Source organism: Salisediminibacterium beveridgei (assembly GCF_001721685.1).
GTDB classification, from domain to species: domain Bacteria; phylum Bacillota; class Bacilli; order Bacillales; family Salisediminibacteriaceae; genus Salisediminibacterium; species Salisediminibacterium beveridgei.
This window is the reverse complement of the sequence record NZ_CP012502.1, coordinates 3,058,023-3,080,141: the sequence shown is the minus strand read 5'-3', so window position 1 is coordinate 3,080,141 and position 22,119 is coordinate 3,058,023. Positions and strand designations below refer to the sequence as shown.

At 49.4% G+C, this 22,119-nt stretch carries 26 protein-coding genes and 1 riboswitch; of the genes, 16 read left to right on the top strand and 10 right to left on the bottom strand.

The genetic code is table 11. The features are described from left to right. Positions 1 to 88 precede the first annotated feature (88 nt). On the top strand, positions 89 to 1,282 hold the full coding sequence (locus BBEV_RS14480) for a MalY/PatB family protein (RefSeq protein ID WP_069366110.1): 1,194 nt from the start codon (positions 89 to 91) through the stop codon (positions 1,280 to 1,282). A gap of 128 nt (positions 1,283 to 1,410) precedes the next feature. Here the strand turns inward: BBEV_RS14480 and trhA are convergent, their stop codons facing one another. Next, a complete protein-coding gene (gene trhA, locus BBEV_RS14475) occupies positions 1,411 to 2,061 on the bottom strand; it encodes a PAQR family membrane homeostasis protein TrhA (protein WP_069366109.1) in 651 nt (216 codons plus the stop codon). A 129-nt stretch (positions 2,062 to 2,190) separates the two neighbouring features. Between trhA and BBEV_RS14470 the strand changes: the two genes are divergently transcribed. Together BBEV_RS14470 and BBEV_RS14465 are read left to right on the top strand one after the other, a co-directional pair. After that, positions 2,191 to 2,751: a DUF1836 domain-containing protein gene (locus tag BBEV_RS14470; RefSeq protein ID WP_084007414.1), complete on the top strand. Its 561-nt coding sequence runs from the start codon at positions 2,191 to 2,193 to the stop codon at positions 2,749 to 2,751. 111 nt (positions 2,752 to 2,862) lie between these two features. After that, the gene (locus tag BBEV_RS14465; protein ID WP_069366108.1) at positions 2,863 to 3,207 is read left to right on the top strand and encodes a hypothetical protein; all 345 of its coding nucleotides are present in this window, start codon (positions 2,863 to 2,865) and stop codon (positions 3,205 to 3,207) included. A 76-nt stretch (positions 3,208 to 3,283) separates the two neighbouring features. Here the strand turns inward: BBEV_RS14465 and BBEV_RS14460 are convergent, their stop codons facing one another. Next, entirely contained in the window at positions 3,284 to 3,910 is a 627-nt protein-coding gene (locus BBEV_RS14460; protein ID WP_069366107.1) for a trimeric intracellular cation channel family protein, read from the bottom strand. Positions 3,911 to 4,025: 115 nt separating this feature from the next. Here BBEV_RS14460 and BBEV_RS14455 point away from each other — a divergent pair, with 115 nt between their 5' ends. Both BBEV_RS14455 and BBEV_RS14450 read left to right on the top strand, forming a co-directional pair. Continuing rightward, complete coding sequence (locus BBEV_RS14455; RefSeq protein ID WP_069366106.1) at positions 4,026 to 5,015, top strand: oxidoreductase; 990 nt, start codon at positions 4,026 to 4,028, stop codon at positions 5,013 to 5,015. Between the two features lie 27 nt (positions 5,016 to 5,042). After that, positions 5,043 to 5,447 carry a VOC family protein gene (locus BBEV_RS14450; RefSeq protein ID WP_069366105.1) on the top strand — a complete coding sequence of 135 codons (405 nt, stop codon included), beginning with the start codon at positions 5,043 to 5,045 and terminating at the stop codon, positions 5,445 to 5,447. A 157-nt stretch (positions 5,448 to 5,604) separates the two neighbouring features. On the opposite strand, the gene BBEV_RS14445 is transcribed toward BBEV_RS14450, so the two are convergent. From BBEV_RS14445 to BBEV_RS17925, 3 genes are read right to left on the bottom strand one after another with little or no spacing between them, the layout of a single operon-like run. After that, positions 5,605 to 7,035: a dihydrolipoyl dehydrogenase family protein gene (locus BBEV_RS14445; protein WP_069366104.1), complete on the bottom strand. Its 1,431-nt coding sequence runs from the start codon at positions 7,033 to 7,035 to the stop codon at positions 5,605 to 5,607. After that, complete coding sequence (locus BBEV_RS14440) at positions 7,022 to 7,693, bottom strand: TVP38/TMEM64 family protein (RefSeq protein WP_084007493.1); 672 nt, start codon at positions 7,691 to 7,693, stop codon at positions 7,022 to 7,024. The genes BBEV_RS14445 and BBEV_RS14440 overlap by 14 nt, the downstream gene beginning before the upstream one ends. A 41-nt stretch (positions 7,694 to 7,734) precedes the next feature. Continuing rightward, the gene (locus tag BBEV_RS17925; protein WP_267887770.1) at positions 7,735 to 8,475 is read right to left on the bottom strand and encodes a glycine/sarcosine/betaine reductase selenoprotein B family protein; all 741 of its coding nucleotides are present in this window, start codon (positions 8,473 to 8,475) and stop codon (positions 7,735 to 7,737) included. A 142-nt stretch (positions 8,476 to 8,617) separates the two neighbouring features. On the opposite strand from BBEV_RS17925, the gene BBEV_RS14425 reads away from it, so the two are divergent. The 9 genes from BBEV_RS14425 (at position 8,618) to BBEV_RS14385 (ending at position 14,962) form a co-directional block, all read left to right on the top strand. Next, the gene (locus BBEV_RS14425) at positions 8,618 to 9,001 is read left to right on the top strand and encodes a GntR family transcriptional regulator (RefSeq protein ID WP_069366101.1); all 384 of its coding nucleotides are present in this window, start codon (positions 8,618 to 8,620) and stop codon (positions 8,999 to 9,001) included. Then, positions 8,991 to 9,893 carry an ATP-binding cassette domain-containing protein gene (locus BBEV_RS14420; protein WP_069366100.1) on the top strand — a complete coding sequence of 301 codons (903 nt, stop codon included), beginning with the start codon at positions 8,991 to 8,993 and terminating at the stop codon, positions 9,891 to 9,893. Before BBEV_RS14425 ends, BBEV_RS14420 begins: the two co-directional genes overlap by 11 nt. Further along, on the top strand, positions 9,871 to 10,605 hold the full coding sequence (locus BBEV_RS14415; protein WP_069366099.1) for a hypothetical protein: 735 nt from the start codon (positions 9,871 to 9,873) through the stop codon (positions 10,603 to 10,605). Before BBEV_RS14420 ends, BBEV_RS14415 begins: the two co-directional genes overlap by 23 nt. Further along, a complete protein-coding gene (locus BBEV_RS14410) occupies positions 10,602 to 11,336 on the top strand; it encodes a hypothetical protein (RefSeq protein ID WP_069366098.1) in 735 nt (244 codons plus the stop codon). The genes BBEV_RS14415 and BBEV_RS14410 overlap by 4 nt, the downstream gene beginning before the upstream one ends. Further along, positions 11,333 to 11,683 (top strand): hypothetical protein, encoded by a 351-nt coding sequence (locus BBEV_RS14405; protein ID WP_069366097.1) that lies wholly within the window; start codon positions 11,333 to 11,335, stop codon positions 11,681 to 11,683. The genes BBEV_RS14410 and BBEV_RS14405 overlap by 4 nt, the downstream gene beginning before the upstream one ends. Positions 11,684 to 11,763: 80 nt before the next feature. After that, a complete protein-coding gene (locus BBEV_RS14400; RefSeq protein WP_069366096.1) occupies positions 11,764 to 12,750 on the top strand; it encodes a helix-turn-helix transcriptional regulator in 987 nt (328 codons plus the stop codon). After that, entirely contained in the window at positions 12,744 to 13,469 is a 726-nt protein-coding gene (locus tag BBEV_RS14395; RefSeq protein ID WP_069366095.1) for a DUF3784 domain-containing protein, read from the top strand. Before BBEV_RS14400 ends, BBEV_RS14395 begins: the two co-directional genes overlap by 7 nt. Positions 13,470 to 13,481: 12 nt before the next feature. Then, positions 13,482 to 14,120 (top strand): futalosine hydrolase, encoded by a 639-nt coding sequence (gene mqnB, locus BBEV_RS14390; RefSeq protein WP_069366094.1) that lies wholly within the window; start codon positions 13,482 to 13,484, stop codon positions 14,118 to 14,120. Positions 14,121 to 14,122: 2 nt separating this feature from the next. Beyond that, positions 14,123 to 14,962 (top strand): 1,4-dihydroxy-6-naphtoate synthase, encoded by an 840-nt coding sequence (locus tag BBEV_RS14385; RefSeq protein WP_069366093.1) that lies wholly within the window; start codon positions 14,123 to 14,125, stop codon positions 14,960 to 14,962. 15 nt (positions 14,963 to 14,977) lie between these two features. Here BBEV_RS14385 and BBEV_RS14380 read toward each other — a convergent pair whose 3' ends face one another. From BBEV_RS14380 to BBEV_RS14360, 5 genes are all read right to left on the bottom strand, one after another. After that, positions 14,978 to 16,378, bottom strand: a complete 1,401-nt coding sequence (locus BBEV_RS14380) for an MDR family MFS transporter (RefSeq protein WP_069366092.1) — start codon at positions 16,376 to 16,378, stop codon at positions 14,978 to 14,980. Positions 16,379 to 16,628: 250 nt separating this feature from the next. Then, positions 16,629 to 17,126, bottom strand: a complete 498-nt coding sequence (locus tag BBEV_RS14375; protein WP_069366091.1) for a GNAT family N-acetyltransferase — start codon at positions 17,124 to 17,126, stop codon at positions 16,629 to 16,631. A 93-nt stretch (positions 17,127 to 17,219) separates the two neighbouring features. Then, positions 17,220 to 17,417, bottom strand: a complete 198-nt coding sequence (locus tag BBEV_RS14370) for a hypothetical protein (RefSeq protein ID WP_069366090.1) — start codon at positions 17,415 to 17,417, stop codon at positions 17,220 to 17,222. 354 nt (positions 17,418 to 17,771) lie between these two features. Next, positions 17,772 to 18,512, bottom strand: coding sequence for a class F sortase (locus tag BBEV_RS14365; protein WP_069366089.1), 741 nt, complete (start codon positions 18,510 to 18,512; stop codon positions 17,772 to 17,774). Further along, the gene (locus BBEV_RS14360; protein ID WP_407690231.1) at positions 18,496 to 19,308 is read right to left on the bottom strand and encodes a DUF4397 domain-containing protein; all 813 of its coding nucleotides are present in this window, start codon (positions 19,306 to 19,308) and stop codon (positions 18,496 to 18,498) included. Before BBEV_RS14360 ends, BBEV_RS14365 begins: the two co-directional genes overlap by 17 nt. 287 nt (positions 19,309 to 19,595) lie before the next feature. Then, positions 19,596 to 19,698, top strand: a riboswitch (SAM riboswitch). A 131-nt stretch (positions 19,699 to 19,829) separates the two neighbouring features. Between BBEV_RS14360 and BBEV_RS14355 the strand changes: the two genes are divergently transcribed. Both BBEV_RS14355 and metC read left to right on the top strand, forming a co-directional pair. Further along, positions 19,830 to 20,945 (top strand): methionine biosynthesis PLP-dependent protein, encoded by a 1,116-nt coding sequence (locus BBEV_RS14355; protein WP_069366088.1) that lies wholly within the window; start codon positions 19,830 to 19,832, stop codon positions 20,943 to 20,945. A gap of 2 nt (positions 20,946 to 20,947) precedes the next feature. Then, positions 20,948 to 22,111, top strand: a complete 1,164-nt coding sequence (gene metC / locus BBEV_RS14350) for a cystathionine beta-lyase (RefSeq protein WP_069366087.1) — start codon at positions 20,948 to 20,950, stop codon at positions 22,109 to 22,111. Positions 22,112 to 22,119: the final 8 nt, after the last annotated feature.

Genomic DNA, 22,119 nt, shown 5'->3' with positions numbered 1-22,119 from the left:
TACCACGAAGGGGCAACCGGTTTCGTTGCCCGAACGTCTTCCGGGGCGTATACTGAGAAAGAAGATACTATGAAACAGAGGTGATTGCATGGATTTCAATCAGAAAATTGAGCGGAAAGAGACCTATTCTGTGAAATGGGACCGGACAGAAGCAGTATTCAATACGAAGGAGCAAATTTTGCCGATGTGGGTGGCAGATATGGACTTCAGACCACCGGAGGGTGTACTGAATGCCCTGAAGGAGCGTCTTGATCATGGAATTTTTGGTTATACATACGTGGCGGACGATGTCACGGACACCGTCAGGAACTGGTTGATGCACCGTCATGGCTGGGATGTTGAACGGGGATGGATCAGCTACAGCACAGGCGTTGTGCCTTCTCTTGGAAAAACGGTGCTGGCCTTCACCGATCCGGGGGATAAGGTGTTGATCCAGTCACCTGTTTATCCGCCATTTTTCTCGATGGTCAAGGAAAACGGGCGTGAGGTGGAGAACTGTCAGCTTGAAGAGACTTCTGAAGGGTACTGCATCGATTTCACCGCCTTTGAAGAGGCGGCGGCAAAACCGGATGTGAAGCTGTTTTTCCTGTGTTCTCCACATAATCCAGTCGGCCGGGTCTGGACGAAAGACGAACTGACACAGCTGGCGGATATCTGTCTGGCCCATAAGGTGATCATAGTGGCGGATGAAATCCATTCGGATCTGATCCTTGAAGGCTATTCGCATATCCCGATGGCGTCTTTGTCCGAAGACATCAGTCACCAGACGGTTACCTTGTCTGCACCGAGCAAAACGTTTAATCTTGCAGGGATGCAGGCATCTTTTGTCATCGCTGCGAACCCTGATCACCGGAAGAAGCTGGGGGCCGTTGATAAACAACAGGGGCATTTCACCTTAAATACGATGGGGATTCTCGCTATGAAAGCAGCGTATGATCACGGAGAAGACTGGCTTAACGAATTGAATGACTATATCAAGGCCAATGCTGATTTTGTGGCAGATGAGCTGGAGCGATTGGAGCTGCCTATTCACCTGGCAAGGCTTGAAGCGACCTACCTGTTGTGGCTCGACTGCCGGGAACTGGGACTTACGGACAAGGAACTGGAAAAATTGTTTATAAATGCGGGGAAAATCGGTTTTAATTGGGGACACACATTCGGCGCTGGCGGAGAAGGATTTGTCCGTATGAATGTCGCCTGCCCCCGGGAGACCGTGGAAAAAGGCATCCAGCGGATTCAGCAGGCAATGGCAAGTCTGGAAGCTGCTTCTACTAATGAGTAAACCATTGCAATATAAACCAGCACCGTCACACCCTGATAGGATCTGACGGTGCTGGTTTTTTGTTAATTCGGAATGTTTACGTTCGCTAAAGGATTGAAGTGTAAGCGAAACAAAGGCTTTCATTAGGGTTAGCCGATTACAAAAAAGTAAACGCTGAAGAAGTGGGCGAGACTCCCGAGCAGAATGAAGATATGAAACACCTCGTGATAACCGATGGCATTCAAAAGAGACCAGTTTGGCTTGATGGCATACAGAACACCGCCGATGGTATACAATACGCCTCCGGCAACGAGGAGAATCAGTCCGGTGGTATCCAGGACCGACGTTAACGGTACGATGAAGAACACGATCATCCAGCCCATGCCGATGTAGATCCCGGTAGACAGCCAGCGCGGCGAATGAAACCAGACCAGCTTAAAGATCACGCCGGCGATGGCCATGGCTGTGACGATGAAGAAGAGTGTCCAGCCCGCAGGTCCCTGCAGAGCAATCAGACAAAAAGGGGTATATGTACCAGCGATCAGAATGTAGATCATCGAGTGATCCAGCCGACGGAAAAAGGCAATCACCGAGTCTTTTGCCTGGATCATGTGATAGGTGGCGGATGCCGTATACAGGAGAATCAGGCTGATTCCGAAAATGAGTACAGCAGTGATCTCCAGAGTGGTAAACCCGGATTCAGATGCCCTGATCAGCATCGCGGTCAAGCCTATGATGGATAAAAGTGCGCCAAACCAGTGTGTGAGGCTGTTAATCGGTTCACGGATAAAAGTGTTCATCGTATAATCGCTCCTCTTAATTACGTTATGTAGTATTGATAACTATGTATAATGATATATGAAGTGCGATAAGTAGTCAATGTTTACAGAAGAAGTCATGACATTTATAATGGGTGTGAGGTGATCGACATGACTGAAGCGAATCATAACAATCTTGGTAGAATGATCCGTCAGGAGGATATTCCACAGATTGATTTGTATATGGACCAGGTCATACAGTTATTTGAGCAGGTATTTGGTGACACGAAGCGGCATGACGGGGATAAAATCATGACGAAAACCATGATCAACAACTATGCAAAAGGCGGGTTGTTATTTCCGATACATAACAAACGGTATACAAAAGAACACATCATGCTCATTGCACTGATTTATGAGCTGAAAGGTGTGCTGTCCATGAACGACATAAAAGCAGCGTTATATGCAGTGACCGAGCAGCGAAAGGAACTTCCTCTAGGAGATATTTATCATCATTATCTGGCGATAGCTGATGATAATGCAATCCGGTTTATGGCTGATTTTGAGTCGGAATGGGAGCGTGTGAAGGGGCATGCCGAAGAGATGCAAGCCGACGGTGATGTTCAACAAGTGCTGATGATTCTCAGTTGCATCAATCAGAGCAATCTCTACAGGCGGATGGCCGAGAACCTGATTGATGGACTTGAAGACCCGGATCAAAGGGATTTATAATATGTGAAATATGTGTTAAATTATCAAATCTGGATCGATTGGATTGAAATGGTTATAATTAAGATGTTATTATGTGGGTACAGGTCATATCCCATAAGGAGTGCATACAACATGGGGAGACACTACATTCAGCAAAACCCATACGACAAACGATTGAACATCAAACTCGAAGGGATATTTGAAGACGATGACTGGCAAGAACTGATGGCGTCTTATCGAAAACAGGTTCAGATGATTTCACCAGAAGAGTATCAGGTTGAACTGGACTGTACAGCTTTTCCATTGGCCAAATCATCACAATGGGATCGTCTGGAGGAAATCTACAGGCTGTTTGATGTGGAAGCATTCAGGAAGATTTCCCTCATTTTAAGGGAGTCGTCGGAACGTCTGGATTACACCTTTCATGAAACAATCAGAAATGTCGATCCTGCCAAACTGCAATTGAGATATGTATAAAACTGCAATAACGTACACAAAAGAACGGCCCGCGGGCCGTTCTTTTTGATGGTAAATAGAGAGTTTTCTCTATCGTTCAATCGTCAGGTTCCCGGGTTTTTTCATCGACTGGGAGCCGTCTCTGCGGCAAATGCCACTGCCATACGACCGAAGCGAGCCGGAGCAGGACGACCGATACGACAATGATAAACGCACCGATGTCACTGGTGACAAAACCCGAGCCGATCAGAACGCCCGGGATCAACGTCCAGGCAATGTAAATTTCCTTTTGCAGGAACAAGGGCTTCCTGCCGGCCAATACATCCCGCACCATCCCACCACCGGTTCCGGTTAAGGCGGCGGCAGCAATGGCTGCGCTGAGGGGGAGCCCCATGGAGGCAGCGAAAAGAGCTCCCTGGGCAGAGAAGGTTCCGAGCCCGATGGCATCAAAAAAAACGCCCCGTTTCAAAAGCGTCCACTTTAAGATCCCTGGAAATAAGAAAGCGGCCGTCATCACGAGAACTGCGGTGATAAACAGCGGCCCCTGGTCCCAAAGTTCCGTAACAGGAACACCGATCAGAAGATTCCGGATCGCACCGCCACCAAACGCTGTGATAAAGCCCAATATGTAAACACCCATTAAATCATATCGCTCTTCCATCGCGACGAGTACACCGCTTAACGCAAACGCGATGGTTCCGATGATGTTCAGAATTTCCCACATGGTTATCCCTGCTTTCATGTTGCTTAACGATCGTAGTTTAAAGGATTTAAATGAAGTACGCAAGGGAACGGGAATAAGGAATAGAAAACAACTGGTGGAAAGGGGACTTCAACCAATGACAGAACAACGATTTAAAGCATTTGTGGCAAAAGGGGACGGCACCGGCGATTTGGAGGAGCGAGCAACCGGAGAACTTCCTGCAGGAGAAGTGCTGATCCGCGTCGCGTATTCAGACGTGAATTACAAAGACGCTCTGGCGCTGCACCCGAAATCAAGAGTCGTCAGTGAATATCCGGCAATACCGGGTATAGATCTCGCCGGAACCGTGGTGGCATCCGATGACAGGCGTTTTGATAAAGGAGATCAGGTGATCTGCACCAGTTACACGCTGGGTGTCGGCCATGACGGCGGCTATAGTGAACTGGCCCGGGTCCCGGCAGACTGGGTGGTACCGATGCCGGAAGGACTGACCGCAAGAGAAGCCATGCTCATTGGAACGGCCGGCTTTACTGCAGCGCTTTCCATACATCGTATGGAACAAGTCGGTGTCACACCTGACGATGGCCCGATTCTTGTTACCGGAGCCACAGGTGGTGTCGGCAGTATGGCGATCGGAATGCTGAAGCGAAAAGGATTTACGGTGACGGCAAGCACCGGCAAACTGGAAAGTGAACCCTATCTCCGGGAACTGGGTGCTGATGATGTTATTCACCGGGATACACTGATTCCGGAAAAACCGGCACATCTGAAAAAAATGATGTGGGCTGGCGTGGTGGATGCCACCGGCGGCGCACCGCTTGCGGCGATTTTACCTGCTGTGAAACAAAACGGGGCAGTTGCCCTCAGCGGACTGACTGCAGGGATTGAATTCTCTACGAGCGTCATGCCGTTCATATTAAGGGGTGTAGCCCTTCTCGGTGTGGATTCAGGCTTTTGTCCGATGAACGTCCGGGAGCAGATCTGGCAACGGACAGCGACGGATCTGTATCCGGAGCATCTGAATAACATGCTTGAAGAAGAAGTGGCTATGGAAGAGCTTCCAAGAGTGATGAACCGGCTTCTCGAAGGAAAAGCTCAGGGGCGGACCCTGGTCCGGATCGGCTGATGTTGATATGGAAGAGGAGGAACTGACATGATTAAGGGATTGGCTCATGTAGCCATGACGGTGAACAATATGGAAGAGAGTCTCGCGTTTTACTGTGACAAACTGGGGTTTGAGCATGCCTTCGATGTGAAAGATCAAGACGGTAACCCCTGGATTGAATATGTGAAGATTGCCCCGAAAGAATATATTGAACTGTTTCACGGCGGGGAAAATAAACCCGATGAACCGGAAAAAGCCATTGGGCTGCATCACTTCTGTTTCATAGTGGACAGTGTGGAGAAAACAGCCAAGGATCTTGAAGCAAAGGGTGTCAACTTAACCGTACAGCCCAAGCGGGGACTCGGGAAAAACTGGCAGTGCTGGACGTTGGATCCTGACGGGAACCGGATTGAATTCATAGAACCTGATGCGGATTCCCCGCACAATCAATAATAAAATATGAAAGCAGAGCACCCTTGGTACAGGATAGTGGATCCTGTTCCAAGGGTGCTTTTTCATCTTTGTCTGGTTGTTTACGATTACTGGAAGAATGAAGTACAGGTGCAACTTAGACTTGTCGCGATTTGCTTGCGACAAGCCGACTTTTTTATTACCGTTTTCGTTTCAGTTTCATCCATTTTTCAGCGGCGTAAGGGACGATTCCATTGGCCATCAGGCTTCGCCAATACTGATCCGATGCGCCTTTTAACGCTTCAGTATGCGTCGGATAAGGATGGACAACGTTCGAGATGGAATGGGCCGGCTCCTTACGGCTCATGATGCCGACGGCTTCCTGCATGAAATCGCCCGCCCCGTATCCGATGGCATGGGCACCGAGAAGACGGCCGTTCTTGTCAGTCAAAAGCTTCACAAAACCGGTTGTGGCCCTTTCTGCAATAAACCGATCCGTCTGACTCAGTTCCTGTTTCAAGACCCGGTAGTCCGCCCCTTCACTGCGAAGTTCTTTTTCGGTTTTACCAAGGTGAAACACTTCCGGATCAGTAAATGTCACCCAGGGTACAGCCTGGTAGGAGACAGCTGAATGAAGACCGGTGATGAGCTCCTGGACGACGTGCTTGCCTTCCACTCCGGCAACGTGGGTAAACTGCAGACCGCCGTTCACGTCACCGACGGCATAGACGTTTTTCGCCGTTGTCCGAAGGTTTTTATCGACAATCACAGCTCCTTTATCATCCACTTCAATCCCGGCGAAGTTCAGGTTCAGGGAGGCCGTATTCGGCTTTCGGCCGACCGCGACGAGAATCCGGTCCGCCTTAACCTCCAGCTCCTGGCCGTCTTTTTCGAGGTTGAGCTTGTGGCCGCCTTTTTTTCCGTTATCAATTTTCTTCAAGGTGGCACCGCCGATAAAGGTCAGTTCCTCTTCAAGCGCATGTTGGATGGCTTCGCGAATGTCAAAATCTTCACGGAAAAGGGGGGTATCCGCCATGTCGATCAAAGTGACGTCACTGCCCAGCCTCGCGAAGGCCTGAGCCAGTTCCGACCCGATGGCACCGGCACCGATGACGGCAAGTTTGTCCGGCAGGTCTTCGAGTTGAAAGACGCTTTCGTTGGTCAGTGGATCGGCTTCATTCAGGCCGTTGATTGGAGGTACCACAGGACTGGATCCGGTGGAAATGACAATCTTTTCTCCCCTGATCGAACCGAATCCTTCGATTGCGACCACGTCGGACTCTAAAAAAGAAGCTGCACCGTCGAAGACGTCCACGCCCATCTCCACAAAGCGTTCTTTGCTGTCGTGTCCTTTTATGTCCGATATGGCAGCGTGGACATCGGCCATGACGGCTTTAAGGTCCACCTTGCCACTGACGTTCAAACCGAACGCTTCGGATTGTCGTGCTTTGTGGACTTTTCCTGCGGCGGCGATCAGGGCTTTGGATGGTACACACCCGACGTTCAGACAGTCTCCCCCCAATGCTTTTCGTTCAATCAAGGCGACTTTTGCACCAAAGGAGGCGGCCCCTGCAGCAACGGTCAGTCCTCCGGAACCTCCGCCAATCACAATCACATCATACTTTTTCATGTAATTCCTCCTTTTTCTCTTCCAGTCCGATCTTGCCGGCTAACCGTTTTCTCAGCACAATCGGGACGATCATAAACACCAGGAAGATCGCGATGGCACCTGCGATCTGCCAGGGATTCAAGGTGACGAAACTTGCTCCGAGAAAGGCATAGGCGAAGGTGCCGGGTATAATCCCGATGAATGTAGCGGTCATGAACGCTCTGAAAGTGACGCCGGCGACAGATGCCAGATAGCTGATGGCATCAAAATTAATCACCGGAATAAAACGGAAGATCAGGACGTAGACGAAGCCGTTTTGCTCCATCTGTTTACGGATGGTTTCTGTGCGGCTTCCTTCTCTGATTTTCATAAACCGGTCTCCGAGCTTTCCGCCAATCAGAAAGGCAAGAGCGGCGGAGAGGGTGGCCCCGATAACGATAATGACGGTACCCCACAATGCGCCGAATGCCAGGCCGCCGGCGAGACTCATCACCGAGGCGGGGAAAAAGATGACCGGTCTGAGTGCGTAGAGGATAACGAACAAGAGCGGTGCCCAGACCCCAAAGCCTAAAATCCAATTCCTCATTTCTTCAGGTCTGACATCCAAATAGGATCTGGAGAACCAGATCAGTCCTGCAGCGAGCAGGATAATCGCGATCAGTGAGAGCCGTTGTTTCATCATGTCCGTTTCCTTTCCGTTTTTTCCGGGAGATGGCGTCATCAATCACGACGCCATCTGTATGGAAGCTTTTGAATTTTTTCATCTTCAGGTTTACGGTTCTGCACTGCTTCAAGCAGGTCAATCATAATTTTTCGCTGCAGATCGGTTCTGCCGGACTGCCCAAACGTGCGCCCCAATGGGAATTTGATGTGAAGCGCTCTTGGGACGGTGACTTTTTCCGTCAGCTCCGGAATTTGTGTTAGTGAAGCGGTAGCGATCCCGGCTTCTTCTGCGGCTTGCTGGATCAATCCCACGGATTGATGGCAGATATATCAGCCGGGAGAGAGCAGGAGCACATCGACTTTCTCCTTCTTCAACTGTTTCAGGATCGGCGGAATGCTTTCGGTTTCCAGCCGGTCTGTTTCAGGGATATAACCCATCATGCCGTAACAGGTTTCAGCTAAAGAGCCAATCAACCCCTCTGAAGCGAGGGTGTTCAGTGTCGCCAATGGAAAAACACAGCCCACATCCTTGTCCGCTTCTTCCGTATCGTAATGGGTATGGGTGATCATTAAGTCGTCATGCGATGAGGAGGATGGAATCATTCGGACAGATGGATCGCCGGCATCGACGTCGAAGCCATCCTGCGTTTTCAGGTGGACACCTGCAGTCGTCAGGAATGCAACGTTCCATTCTGACATCGGTTTTTCCAGCCGGACAAAGGCGTTGGTGCGGTCGCGTTTCGTAATGGATCGGTTAGCTGACAGTTTGAACAGCCAGTGCTTCAATTGTTTGATCATCAGTTCATCCCCTTTCTGCATTCAGTATACCGGATAATGGGAGGCAAAGTCGTCCATAACGGCTTATTGACAAAATTAAGGGAATAAGATAATATCGTTAGTACATTACTCCAGTAATGCACTGGGTCAGGGTGGTGAAGCGATGTTTCAACCGGATGATACAAAACCGATTTACAGGCAGCTGGCGGAGTGGCTGGAGACTGAAATACTGAACGGTCATTTCAGGGACGGGGACAAGGTCTATTCCCAGTATCAGCTGGCAGACATGTACACCATTAATCCTGCTACTGCAGCCAAAGGGTTATCCATTCTGGCGGATGAAGGCATTCTTTATAAGAAACGGGGTCTCGGGATGTTTGTGGTTGGAGGAGCGGAAGACGTCATCCGTCAAAAACGGCGGGCGACGAAAGTCAGAACGCTTGCCAGGACCTATGTGCAGGAAGCAAAGCATGTCAAGATGACCGAAGACGAGATGCTGGCATTGATCCGGCAGATGCAAAAGGAGGAATCAGGCGATGAAGATTGAACTGGACCAGGTCTATAAGCGCTTTGGTAAACAACAGGTCGCGATCAAAAATACGAACCTGTTACTTGAAGGCCCGTCCATTACCGGGCTCGTCGGACGTAACGGTGCAGGAAAGACAACTTTATTACATATGATCGCAGGCTTTCTGAAGCCGTCGAAAGGGACGTTGATGGTAAATGGCGAGATGCCGTTTAATAACATAGCAACAGCAACAAACGTTTCACTGATTGACGATGGCATGACCTTTCCCGAGGGGCTTGATCTGGGAACGATCCTGTCGTTTGGCGCTTCGATGTACCCGAACTGGAATGAGGAAATTGCGGAAGGTCTTTTTGCTTTTTTCGAATTTGATCCGAAAGCGAAACATGACGCGTTATCAAAGGGAAAGAAAAGTCTGTTCAATGCGATTTTCGGCCTGGCGGCACGAACACCGATAACGCTCTTTGATGAACCAACGACAGGAATGGATGAGGAAACGAGACGGGATTTTTACCGGGCGCTCTTAAAGGACTATCTGGATGAACCCAGGATCATGCTTGTCTCGAGTCACCATATTGAAGAACTGGAAGACCTGTTGGAAGCCGTGATTCTGATTGAGAACGGTTCGATTTTTCTTCATGAAACGATTCCGGATCTGGAGGAATACAGTTTTTCCTTTACGGGTCCGGCAGTGGAAGTGGACGAAGCCACAGCGGATTCAACCGTCCTGAGTGAAGAGGCGGTAGGACCGAATCTGAAGCGTGCCGTTTTGAAACGGGATTTGAGAACCATCCCGGAACCCATGGTAGACAGAGGCCTGAAGGTCGGGCATGTGTCAGCGACGGAAGTCTGCCGTGCGCTGACGAAAAGCCGGAAGGGAGTGGTTGATGATGTCTACGGAAAGCGTGAGTAGAGGCGAGATGACCTTACATCTCGTGAAACTGAAACTGGCTTCGAGCGGTTATGTCCTCTGGCAGCTGATGTTTTTGCAGGGGTTGGGATTTATCTTTTCTCTGAATGCGACGTCCGGTCATTTTGGAGGAACGGGTCTATTTGAATATCGGTTTGAACAATATACGCCAAGTCTAATTTTCATTTTCTCCTTGATTTGGATGATGGTCGTCAGCGGTGGTATGACCCTGAAGCGGGAACAGAAGAATCTCTTCAGTTTTCCGGCAACTAGAGATACGGAAGCCACGGCAAACGGCATCATGCTTTTGGTTTACAGCGGATTAGGTGCATTGACTGCCATGCTGCTCATGTTCCCGCACGCACTTGTGACGCGACTCATTTTACAGACTGAAGGAACGGTACTCGTTACGAATTTGTCCCTGGGTGATTACGTCATCGGTCTTGCGGCCACATGGTTTTACCTGCTTTTGGTGGGGGGCATTGCCTATCTGATCTGGATGCTTTTCCAGCAGCATGTCTTTGTCAGAATCGGAACGGTTGCGGCCATTGCCATTCTGATCTTCACGCCGGTGAATGAACTGACAGGCGCCTTTTTTCTCTGGTTTACTGAGGAAACGTTTCTGCCGACCTTTCTATTGAAAGTGCTGGCAGTGTTTCTGTTATCCTATGGAGCCGGATTCCTGTTACTTCGAAGAATGGAGGTGATTCGATGACGACAATCGTTCTTTACCAGCTGCTGATATTTCTGGTCATTGGTCTGGCAATTTATTTGATCTATAAATCGGTCTTCGTAAAGCTTATGAAGATATCGAAAAATCTGCCACTTAAAACGTTCGGTGTTTTCCTGATCGCATTGGCAATGACAGTGCCGTTTGCCCTTACGTTGGAAAGTGACAAAGCCTTGGAACGTCAGGTGTCTGAAAGCGGCATGATCGAAGCGCATGAAGAAGAGGCGTTGTCCCTGATTGAGGCAGGTGACAGGGAACGTCTTCTAAATGAATACAGGACGATGGAGGGGACCTTTGCGCGGAGTGCGTTTTCAGAAGAGCTTGAAATCAGGAACGGTACGGATTATGCCCCGCAGACCCATGTCGTTTTGGACATTGATCCCGATTATGGAGATGACATCTCGGTCATCTTCGTGTATCCTCATAGTGAGTTTAATGAACGGGTGGTCACGGATTTGCTTCCAGAAGGATCCCTTGAACTGGTAACGAACAGCCTCTGGACCGTGTTTGAAGACCGGCCTTTGGAAATGTCATCCATCGAGCCGATGTTTGCTGTGAAGCAGTTTACAACAGAAGCTGCCGATTATGGCATGTTCAGTGGAGGAGGCTTAACAGCATCCTCGGCAAAACCAATCTTGTGGATCCAGGCGCCGGACAGAGTTGTGCTCTCAGGATATAACGAGATCACCCGCATCGAAAGGCAGGAAGAACAGTGAAGGATACAGTAACGTTTATCTTTGAGGTCATCAGAATCATTTTCATCTTATTTTTTGCGCTGGTCGGGTATTCCATTATTAATTCATTGATCATTGATTTCTTCGGAGGCACAGACGCCGTCTTCGGAGATAGTGAAATGCTTCGGACATGGTTTTTCCTCTTACAGGCGTTAGGCGTGCTTGGACTTGTCACAGTCCTCTACCGCAATAAACAGAAAAAAAGCGGCTGGATGGCGAAATACCAGGGTCCACTGCAGCCGAAAACGGTCCGGTTGATCCTCCGGGTCAGCATCGCTGCGATTGTGGCGTCTTACGGAATCTTTTTCGGACTGGTATTGTTTGCCTAGAGAAATTCAAACCCGGTAATCTGTATGATTGTGGTAAAATGGAGTCGGCAGACGAATGAACGGAAAAGGGGATATGTACGATGACAGAAGCCACGTTCAATAAGTCCGAGCGACTCTTTTACATCATGCACCACTTGTCAAACCACGACACGGTGACAGCGAACGACCTCGCGGATCATTGTCAGACGACGAAGCGGACGATCTACCGGGATATTCAATTTCTCCAGACGCAGGGTCATGAAATTCAGGCCCAGGGCAGGGAAGGCTACCGGCTTTTGATTCCGAACATGCAGGTGAAAAGCAAACTCACAAAGGATGAGTGGCTTTCCTTGACGTTGTATCCGCTGCTCTCTACGGGGATTACGTCAAAGGAGCATCCGTTTCACCGTTCCTACCGGACGGGGTTGGAAAAAGTGATGCGTATGGCCACCGGTGAAACGCCGAATCCGGCCATCGCCGAGCGGATCCGTCTGCATGCAAGAACGGAAGACGCGGTGCAGGCACGGATCATGCCCGCCCTGATTCAAGCGATGAGTGAGAACCTGTGCGTGGACGTCCGGTACTATGCGATGCACCGCTCGGAATGGTCCGAACGGCGCCTCGAACCGTATTATCTCGTGCCACGGGAAGGGCATCTGTATCTCGTCGCCTACTGCAGGATGCGTCAAGGCATCCGGGTATTCCGACTGAACCGGTTTGAGGAGGCAAAGGTGACGGATGTCGGGTTCGCCATCCCGAAAGCATTCTCCATCGATACGTTTTTGAAACAGCGCTGGTCGATCATGGAGGAGGAAGATCCTTTTGAAATCGTGGTTCGTTTCTCACCGGAAGCAGCAAAGTATGTGGACGAGGAAGAGTTCTACGTGGAGACAAAGAAATTCAATGAAGAAGACGGGACATTGACACTGAAAGTAACCGTCGGAAGCCGGCAGGAATTCCTTCGCTGGGTCCGTTCATTCGGTCCGGATGCGGAAGTACTCTCACCCGTGTCCCTTCGCAGGGAACTGGCGGATGAATACAGCCGGATGTTCCGGATGTATCAGGGAGATGAGGAAAAATTATGGTAATGTATCAGATCATCTCGCTGTTGATTGCGGGCTTGATGTTTTTGTTTGGGTATCTGATCTTGTATAAGAAAAGGTACAGTTTTGTCTCCGGCTTTTCCTCAAGGGATAAGGAGGAGCAACAGGCCATGTTGGATGCCGGCTATATGACAGTAACGGGGCGCGGTCTGATCGTTTCAGGCGCCGTGCTCCTTTTTGGTTTTCTGGCAGGACTGTCCGGATTCATGAACATCAACCTGTTCTCGTGGCTGCTGTTTGTCCTCGTTCTTTTTGGGACAGCTTACCGGGGTATTGCCAGAGAACCCGAGCGTACAAGAAAGCGAAACAAGATCGTGATGCACGTGACGGTTGTCTTCACACTCGGTGTTCTTGGATTCGCAGCTGTGGCAGGTTTGTCCGGTCACGAGCTCCAGACGGGTGAAGAAGGTTTTGAAATTACCGGATTGTATGGTGACCAATGGGGGTATGCAGATATCCAGAAGGTCACGCTTGAAGACGGGATGCAGGAAATTACCCTTCGGACCAATGGCTTATCGATTGCAGGGAATTTGAAGGGCCGGTTCCGCCTTGATCAAGACGGCCCGGTGCTGCTGTTTTTAGACTTGTCTGAGGCACCGTTTTTACGTATTGAACTGGAAGATGAGATTGTCTGGTTGAATCATGAAGACACGGCTGTGACAGAAGACTGGTATGACGCACTGAGGGAACGGATTTCCCGGTAATGGAGGCAAAGGATGAAGAAGATTTTGATTGTCACATCAGTAGAAAAAGAACTGGAGGCTGTCAGGCTTGGATTGAACGGTGACCCCCGGTTTCATACGGCTCTTTGTGGCGTTGGTCCCGTTCAAGCAGCGATCCGGACAACGATGGAGCTCTCAGAAGAGTCTGGCTATGATGCGGTATTGAATCTCGGTGTCGCAGGAGGCATTCCCGGCAAAGCGAAGATAGGGGAAGTGGTTCTCGGCTCAGCATCCGTGCAGGCGGATCTCGGTTTTGAACAGGCAGACGGTTCATTTGAGCGCATTGAAACTCTCGGGTTTACCGTTTCGAAGCGGGATGCAGATGTGGCGTTATTTCGTCAAATCGATGAATCACTCTCTATGGACCACCATACAGGTATCATTGTCACTCAATCGATGGTGACAGGGACAAAAGCACGTCTGGACGAGACGATCCAACGCGTTCCGGATGTCTTTGCCGAAGGGATGGAAGGTTTTGCAGTGTTATCGGCAGCTGAGGCCGCAGGGCTTCCTTCCATTGAAATCCGTGCGATTTCAAATCCTGTCGGTCCACGGAAGCGGGATGAGTGGCGTCTGGATGATGCACTTGCCGCTTTGACAACCGTCGCAGCACACTTAAAGGAGATGACATAATCATGCAACAGATCGCTTTTTCACCGTGTCCAAACGATACGTTTATTTTTCACGCATTGACCCACGGACTGATTGCAGGGGCACCTGACATGGATGTAACGTATGCGGACATTGACAAGACAAACTACTGGGCGCAGGACAGAACGGGTCCGGAGATTATGAAGATTTCTTTTGCAGCACTCCCTTATGTAGTGGATGATTATCAGTTGATCCCTTGCGGGGGAGCGCTTGGAAGAGGTGTTGGCCCGCTTGTGTTGACCCGGGATGAAACGGAGGATGCTTCGTTTTTGAAGGGGAAGACGGTGGCGGTGCCGAGTGACCGTTCCACAGCGTATATGCTGTTTCGGCTCTGGCTTTCCCAAAAGCTGCCTGAGGGTGTGGGGAAGATTGTGATTTTACCCTTTCACGAGATCATGCCCGCTGTGCGGGACGGACAGGTGGATGCGGGGCTTGTGATTCACGAGGCGCGCTTCACGTATCCTGAATACGGTCTTCATCAGCTGCAGGATCTGGGCGATTGGTGGGAACAGGACACAGGAGCACCGATTCCACTTGGCGCCATCATTGCCCGGCGGGGTCAGGTGGATCCCCGGCAGTGGACCGGCTGGATCCGGGCATCAGTCAAATACGCCTTTGACAACCCGGACGCTTCAGCGGCCTACGTCATGGCCCACGCCCAGGAAATGTCCGAGGACGTGCAAAAGCAGCACATTGATCTGTATGTCAACGAGTTCTCCCTGGATCTGGGTGACATCGGTTTTAAAGCAGTGGACTCCCTGCTTGGCCGTGCCGCGAAAGAAGGACTTGTACCGGCATTCGATCTGAACAAGCTTCGCCTCTGATCAGACGGGGCGGGATCAGTCGCTTCTGGCATGTTCCGGTTCTTCTTTCGGCAACCGGAATGTAATAAGGAAAGCGATGGTTGCCATCACGAATAATAAGAGAAATACCGTGGAGAGCCCTGACGCGAGCAACGCCGTCGGGGCTTCTGTTTCGTCATTGCCGTATCCGGCAATGAATTGGTTTAACACGGCACCGAGAACGGTGATCCCCAGCGTCTGCCCAAGTGTTCGCAGAAAGGCATTGGAAGATGAGGCCGCTCCGCGGTTCTTCCAGCCGACGGATGATTGCACGATGACGGTGAACATCGTCATAGCAAAGCCGAAACCCATCCCGTTGAAGAACATGATGACAATCAGTACCCAGTTCGGTGTCGTTTGTGAGATGAAGGTCAGTGCCAGTGAACTGAGGGCGATTAAACCGGTTCCGGTAATACAGACCGGTTTGGCTCCGAATTGCTGGAGGAGGCGGCTGCTCCAAAAAGCGGCCAGCGGCCAGCCGAGAGACATAGGAATCAAGGTTAATCCGGAATAGATCGCTGCAAGACCCAGAACGCCCTGGACCCAGAGAGGTAAGTAGGCGGTTAAGCCGATCAGGATCATTCCGAGCATCAGGCTCGCCAGGTTGGCCGTTAACAGATGCTTATTTTTTAAAAGATGAAGTGGCACCATCGGTTCACTGAAACGAAGCTGAATGCGAATGAAGAGACCAATAAAGACTGCGGCAATACCAAGCAGAACAGCCATCAACGGATCCGTCCACTGGATTTCAGTGCCTCCGGATAATAAAGCATACAAAAGGGCCCCGGTTCCGATCATGAATGTAAGTGCACCGAGATAATCAATGGATCGTTTTTTCTTCTCAATGTTTTCTTTCAGGTTTCGTCCCAATAGATACATCGCGACGAGACCAAAAGGGATATTGATAAAGAAGATCCAGTGCCACGTTAAGAAATCGACAAAGAATCCCCCGACGACCGGACCGAAGATCCCAGCGACGCCCCAGATGGAACCGATAATCGCCTGGGCTTTGGCCCGCTGTTCATATTTGAAAATATCGCCGACAATGGTAAAGGTCATCGGTGTCAAAGCACCGGCACCAATGCCCTGAATCCCGCGGAAAAAGATGAGCTGTTCCATGGATTGGGAAAAACCGCACATGGCAGAACCGATCAGAAAGATCGTGACTCCGACGATGAAAATCCGTTTTCTTCCAAACAGGTCCGCCAGCTTCCCGAAGATCGGTGTCATGACGGCGTAGGTTAACAGGTAAGCTGCAAAGACCCAGCTGATCATGTCCATCCCGCCGAGGTCCCGGGTTATGCTCGGCATGGCGGTACTGATGACCGTGACTTCGATGGCGGCTAAAAATGTGGCGATTAAGAGGGCGGTTACGATTTTTTTCTGATAGGCATCCATAGTCAATTGGCTTCCTTTCCGGCATAATGCATAGGTAGCATCAGTATAACAGACATGGATGGGAGAGAGCCTGTGGATTGCACTTTATGGTTTAAGATCACTGGACTTTCTTTCAGTCATCTTTTCATTTGAAAGAATACTTCTGAAAGAATACTTTCGGTTCGCTTTTGGTGGACGCGTTCTGAGGATTTCGCTCGTCCCTCCAGAGTCACCACCAACGCTGCCCTCCTTGGAAATTGAATAAGCAAAATCATAAGAGTTTAGACATATAATATTCATCAACAAAGTCACCATTTATTCTCAAGGAATTTCTTTTTGTACCTTCAATGTCAAATCCTGATTTCTTATATAAACGTAAGCCTTCTTCATTCTTAGTGACGACAGTCAGTTCCAACCGGCTAATATGATTGGATAAAGCCCACTTCTCCAACTGTTCAAATAGCTTCGTTCCAATTCCTTTTCCTCTAAACCCTTTCAAAACACCAACGACAACGTAAGCAGAATGTCTATTTCGCCTTGCCTTCCCGCCAATTGCCAGTAAGTACCCAAAGAGGTCATCATCTTCTTCAGCAACAAGTAGAGTAGAGTTTCCAGCCTCTTTCATGCTTGAAATCATCTTTAATTGATTTTCATTTTTGATCTGTCTTTCCCCAGCTTCCCAGAGCATATACTGTGAACTTTCATCGACTTTTTGAGTGAGGAAGGCCAGTTTTTCAGTATCGGTTACTTCGACTTCTCGTATTTTCAACTGCCCGGTCTCCTTTTTCGTTTAATCGATCTTCTTATTTTATGTATGTATTCAACAAATCATCAGATGTGGGGTAACATGGATTGGGTCTGTCTAGGATACTTCCTGATTCCATTTGCTATAGGTATGGACCAGGGTAATGACTGCAACTGATGAAGCAGCTAAAGATAGAATGACGGTTGGCGTTGATCGTTCTATACTGAGTAACCAAATCACCAGCAACAGGATGACAGGCAGTTGCACGGCATTCCATATCAACTTCTTTTTGTAACTCCAACTCCAGTAAATCATCAGATTCCTCCTTTTTTAAATGGCTATCTTAAAGTTTGGTGTTGATCATCAGATTGAATGAGTGACAGGCGGCGACGCCCGAGGGATCAGCGCAGTCCGAAAATCCACATTCGCAAAGCGAATGTTAGTTGAGGGCAAGCCCTGGGACAGTAAGACACGACGAGGCACTGTCGAGTCGATTGTCGCACTGATACTGTTTGCACTTCGTGCAAGCTTCCGCCGAGAGCGAATGAAATCAACAATGAACGATAACAGAGCCTTTTAAATAAGTACGATCATTTATTTCTAAATTTTAACATAAATATCCTTTGGATAAAACAAAAACACGCCCCTCAGCATACTGAAAGGACGTGTTCAGGCTTCATCTTCATGTACCAGTTCTGTAAATACGACAAGCCGTTCCCGGTGTGTGCCTGCATTACTGTCGAATTCGCCAGTACAGGTGATCAGGTTCAGGCGTTGAGTGGCTGTTGCGCCAAAAATCAGATCCATCGGTGCATCATCATACGGATAGACTTCCATACGGGTGACTTCAAATTCAAGCTCGTTCCCGTTTTCGTCTTCTATATAAATCCGGTCTCCAAGGTCAAGTTGATCAAGCTCATAAAAAATGGCGGGTCCACTGCGGTCATCCACATGACCGGCCATTACGGCATTGCCGGAAGCACCAGGCTTAGGGCCACGGTGATACCAGCCGACGGTGTCTCCATCATCAGGCACACCCATCTGACCGTTTTCAAGAATCCCTACATCTTCAATCTCAGCTCGGACATCAATGGTCGGAATCGAAATGACCGATGGATCGATTCCTTTCGGACCGGATGAAACTGGCTGAACAGGTTCACTGGCTTTTACAACGGATGACTCCTCTTGTGTAACGTCTTCATCTTCCAATGACGTTGTATTCTCTGAATCAGACTCACTTTCTTCTGTGGCCGGTTCAGATTCTTCAACTGCTTCAACATTTTCCTCAGATTCATTGACTTCTTCACCGATTTGACTATACTGCGGATTGTCTGAATCCTGACTGCAGGCAACCACAGTCAGGATCAGGGTCAATCCAATCAGTACAAGTAATTTATCCTTGAAATGCATAACGTCTGCGGATCAGGACAAACATGACTGCTGCACCTGCGAACAGGCTCAAGTATAGCGGCAGCATAGTAGAGGACTGTGAAGCTCCGCCCATACCGGTTTGCGGCATGTCACCAGGCATAGCGTGCGCTTCGTCAGCTACAACTACGACTTCGAGGTCATCGAGTGCACCTACTGCATAAACAGAGTATACTGTATCTGCTTCAAGGGTTGTTCCGGAAAGATCGAGAACCGCATCTTCTGTACCTGCTGCACGGATTTCAAGATCATATGTGTCCGGGTCAAGTTCAAGGTAGTCTGTTACTGCAAAGAATTCAGCACCTTCGAACAGTGAATCGCCACCGACAAGACCTACATCAACTGCAGGAGCATCAGGAGACATGTGTCCAACGCGAACCTTCGTCATGCCTTCATCAACTGTGTTGTCATCAGCAAATGCTTCGAGTCTGAAATCTCCACCGTCAAGGAAGTCAACAGCTGCAACGGTATAATGTACGCCACCATCTACTGCAAGTGACTGCTCATAGACTGCTTCGTCATCGCCAGCAGCGTGAATCGCGATGTCGTATTCACCAGCAGGCAATTCGAGGTAACCTGTGATATCTTTGAATGCAGCGTCTTCAACAGTCAGATCACCATTCACATAGATGTCGACAGCAGGAGCATCCGGTGAAGCATGCAAAATTCGAACCATTGCATTGTCATCTCCGTGATTATCAGCAAAAGCAGTACCTGCGAACATTGACAACATCAGTAACATAGCCAGACTTGACATCAACCATTTTTTCAAACTCAATTCCATCATCCCCTTAATATTTTTTTGAAAGGCCAAACAAAATGTACAACTATTGATAATAAATTGTTGTGCAATTGTTTAACCCTTGCAAGGTAAGCTATACCGCGATTGGAGAAATTTGAAACCTTAATCTGAAAAATAATTGATAAAAATGATTTTTTTGAGTCTAATGTCACGAATTCGAGACTTTTTTCGCAGCTGGTGACTTTTCTCTTTCACCTTGCATCACGGCACTAATTCCGCTACAATGAAGAACAATCAATCAATTGTGAAAATTCAAAATCATATTCTTATCGTGAGAGGTGGAGGGAAAGGCCCTGTGAAACCTCAGCAACCAGCCCGGAGAGGGTCAGGTGCTAATTCCTGCAGAGTATTCTGCAAAGATAAGAAGAAGCTGTTTTTAAAAAGAACCCTTCTTCTTATATTATGAGGAGAAGGGTTTTTTCATGCTTGCAGTCAAGCGCAGCAGCACGAAACGCATCAGAACAACCAGACAAGCTGTATAAAGGAGTTGTACTACAATGGGAAAAAACACACATCAGCTGGACACATCCGTGGTCCAGATCGGGAACCGTACAGATGAAGCAACCGGAACGGTGAGCCCGGCGATCTATCCGTCAACGGCCTACCGGCACGAAGGAATCGGTCAGTCCACAGGCTACGATTATTCGAGAACCGGAAACCCGACAAGGGAAGTACTTGAAGCAGGCATTGCCAAACTTGAAGGCGGGGACGCCGGATTCGCCTGTTCGTCGGGCATGGCGGCGATTCAGGTCGTCATGTCCTTATTTGAACAAGGCGATCATATCCTCGCAACAAACGATTTATACGGCGGGACATACCGGCTGTTTGAAGAAGGCTGGCGTAAGTGGGGGCTCCAATTTGATTACGGTGATGCAAGGGACTTGTCTTTTTTTGAGAACCGGGTACAAGACAATACGAAAGCACTCTTCATTGAAACGCCGACGAACCCCCTGATGCATGAAGCGGATCTGAAAGGGTTCAAAAAGCTGGCCGAGAAGCACAATCTGTTATTAATCGTGGACAACACCTTCTATACGCCATATTTACAGCGGCCTATGGAAGACGGTGCGGACATCGTGATCCATAGTGCGTCCAAGTATCTGTCCGGACACAATGATGTGATTGCCGGATTGATTGTTACAAAAGGTGAAACATTATCAGAACGGACCGGCTACTACTTAAACAGTATCGGCTGTATTTTGTCGCCGATGGACGCCTGGCTTGTCATGCGGGGGATGAAGACCCTTGCCCTAAGAATGGAGCGGCATCAGGCGAATGCTCAGGCCATTGCCTCTTTTCTTGAGACGCATGAACAAGTAGCAGAAGTGATTTACCCTGGCCGGGGGGGCATGATGTCCTTTCGGGTACAGGACGAGGCGATGGTGAACCCGCTCTTGCAGCATCTGGAGCTGATTACATTTGCGGAGAGTCTTGGCGGAGTGGAGAGTCTTATGACGTATCCTGCGACCCAGACGCACGCAGATGTCCCGGTGGAGATCCGCATGGAACTGGGCGTCTGTAACCGGCTGCTCCGGTTCTCTGTGGGCATCGAAGCGGCAGAAGATCTAATCGAAGACATAGACCAGGCACTACAACACGCAGGAGGGAAATGACCATGAGCGATAAGACATTTGATATACAAACCAGACTGTTGCATCACAAATACAAAACCGATCCCCATAACGGGGCAGTGAGCGTCGGGGTACAGCATGCCTCGACGTTTCATCAGGAGAGCCTGGATACCTTTGGCGAATATGATTACGCACGAAGCGGGAATCCGACCCGCCAGGCATTGGAAGAGATTTTCGCAGAGCTCGAAAACGGAACGGCATCTTACGCATTCGCTTCCGGGATGGCGGCGATTTCCACGACGTTCATGCTCCTCTCCGCAGGGGATCATCTGGTGATTACCGATGACGTGTATGGCGGAACATTCAGGATGACGACGGAAGTTCTGACCCGGCTGGGTATTGAGCACACGTTTGTGGACATGACGGATGCGGAGAACGTCCGACAGGCCATGAAAGACAACACAAAGATGATTTTTATGGAAACCCCGTCGAACCCGACGATGAAAATTACGCCCGTGGAAGAGATCGTGGCCTTGGCCCAAAAAGCCGGTTGTCTCACGGTACTCGACAACACATTTATGACCCCGGTGCTGCAGCGTCCCCTGGATCTGGGTGTGGACATCGTCGTGCACAGTGCGACAAAATTCATCGGCGGTCACAGTGATGTGGTGGCAGGTCTTGCGGCAGTTAAAGATGAAACACTTAGTCAACGGTTCAAATTTTTGCAGAACAGTTTCGGAGCCATTTTGGGGCCGGACGATTGCTGGCTGATTATGCGCGGGCTGAAGACGCTCCATACACGCATGACTGCGTCTCAGAAAGTGGCTGAGAATCTGGCATTATGGCTCAATGAACAGCCGGAAGTCCAATCGGTCTACTATCCAGGCCTGAAAGATCACCCTGGCTTTGAATTGAACAAGAAGCAGTCGGACGGACCGGGAGCGGTGCTGTCTTTTGAACTGGCTGACCGCGAAACGGTAAACCGATTTGCCCAGGCCGTGACAATTCCTGTTTTTGCCGTCAGCCTTGGAGCGGTGGAAACGATTCTCTCCTATCCGGCAAAAATGAGCCACGCGGCGATGCCGGATCATGAACGGGCCAAGCGCGGCATTACAGACGGACTGTTACGTGTATCCGTCGGCCTTGAAAGTGAAGATGACTTGAAACAGGATTTCCGGCAGGCATTCGATCGGCTGTCTTTAAACTAAGAGATGAG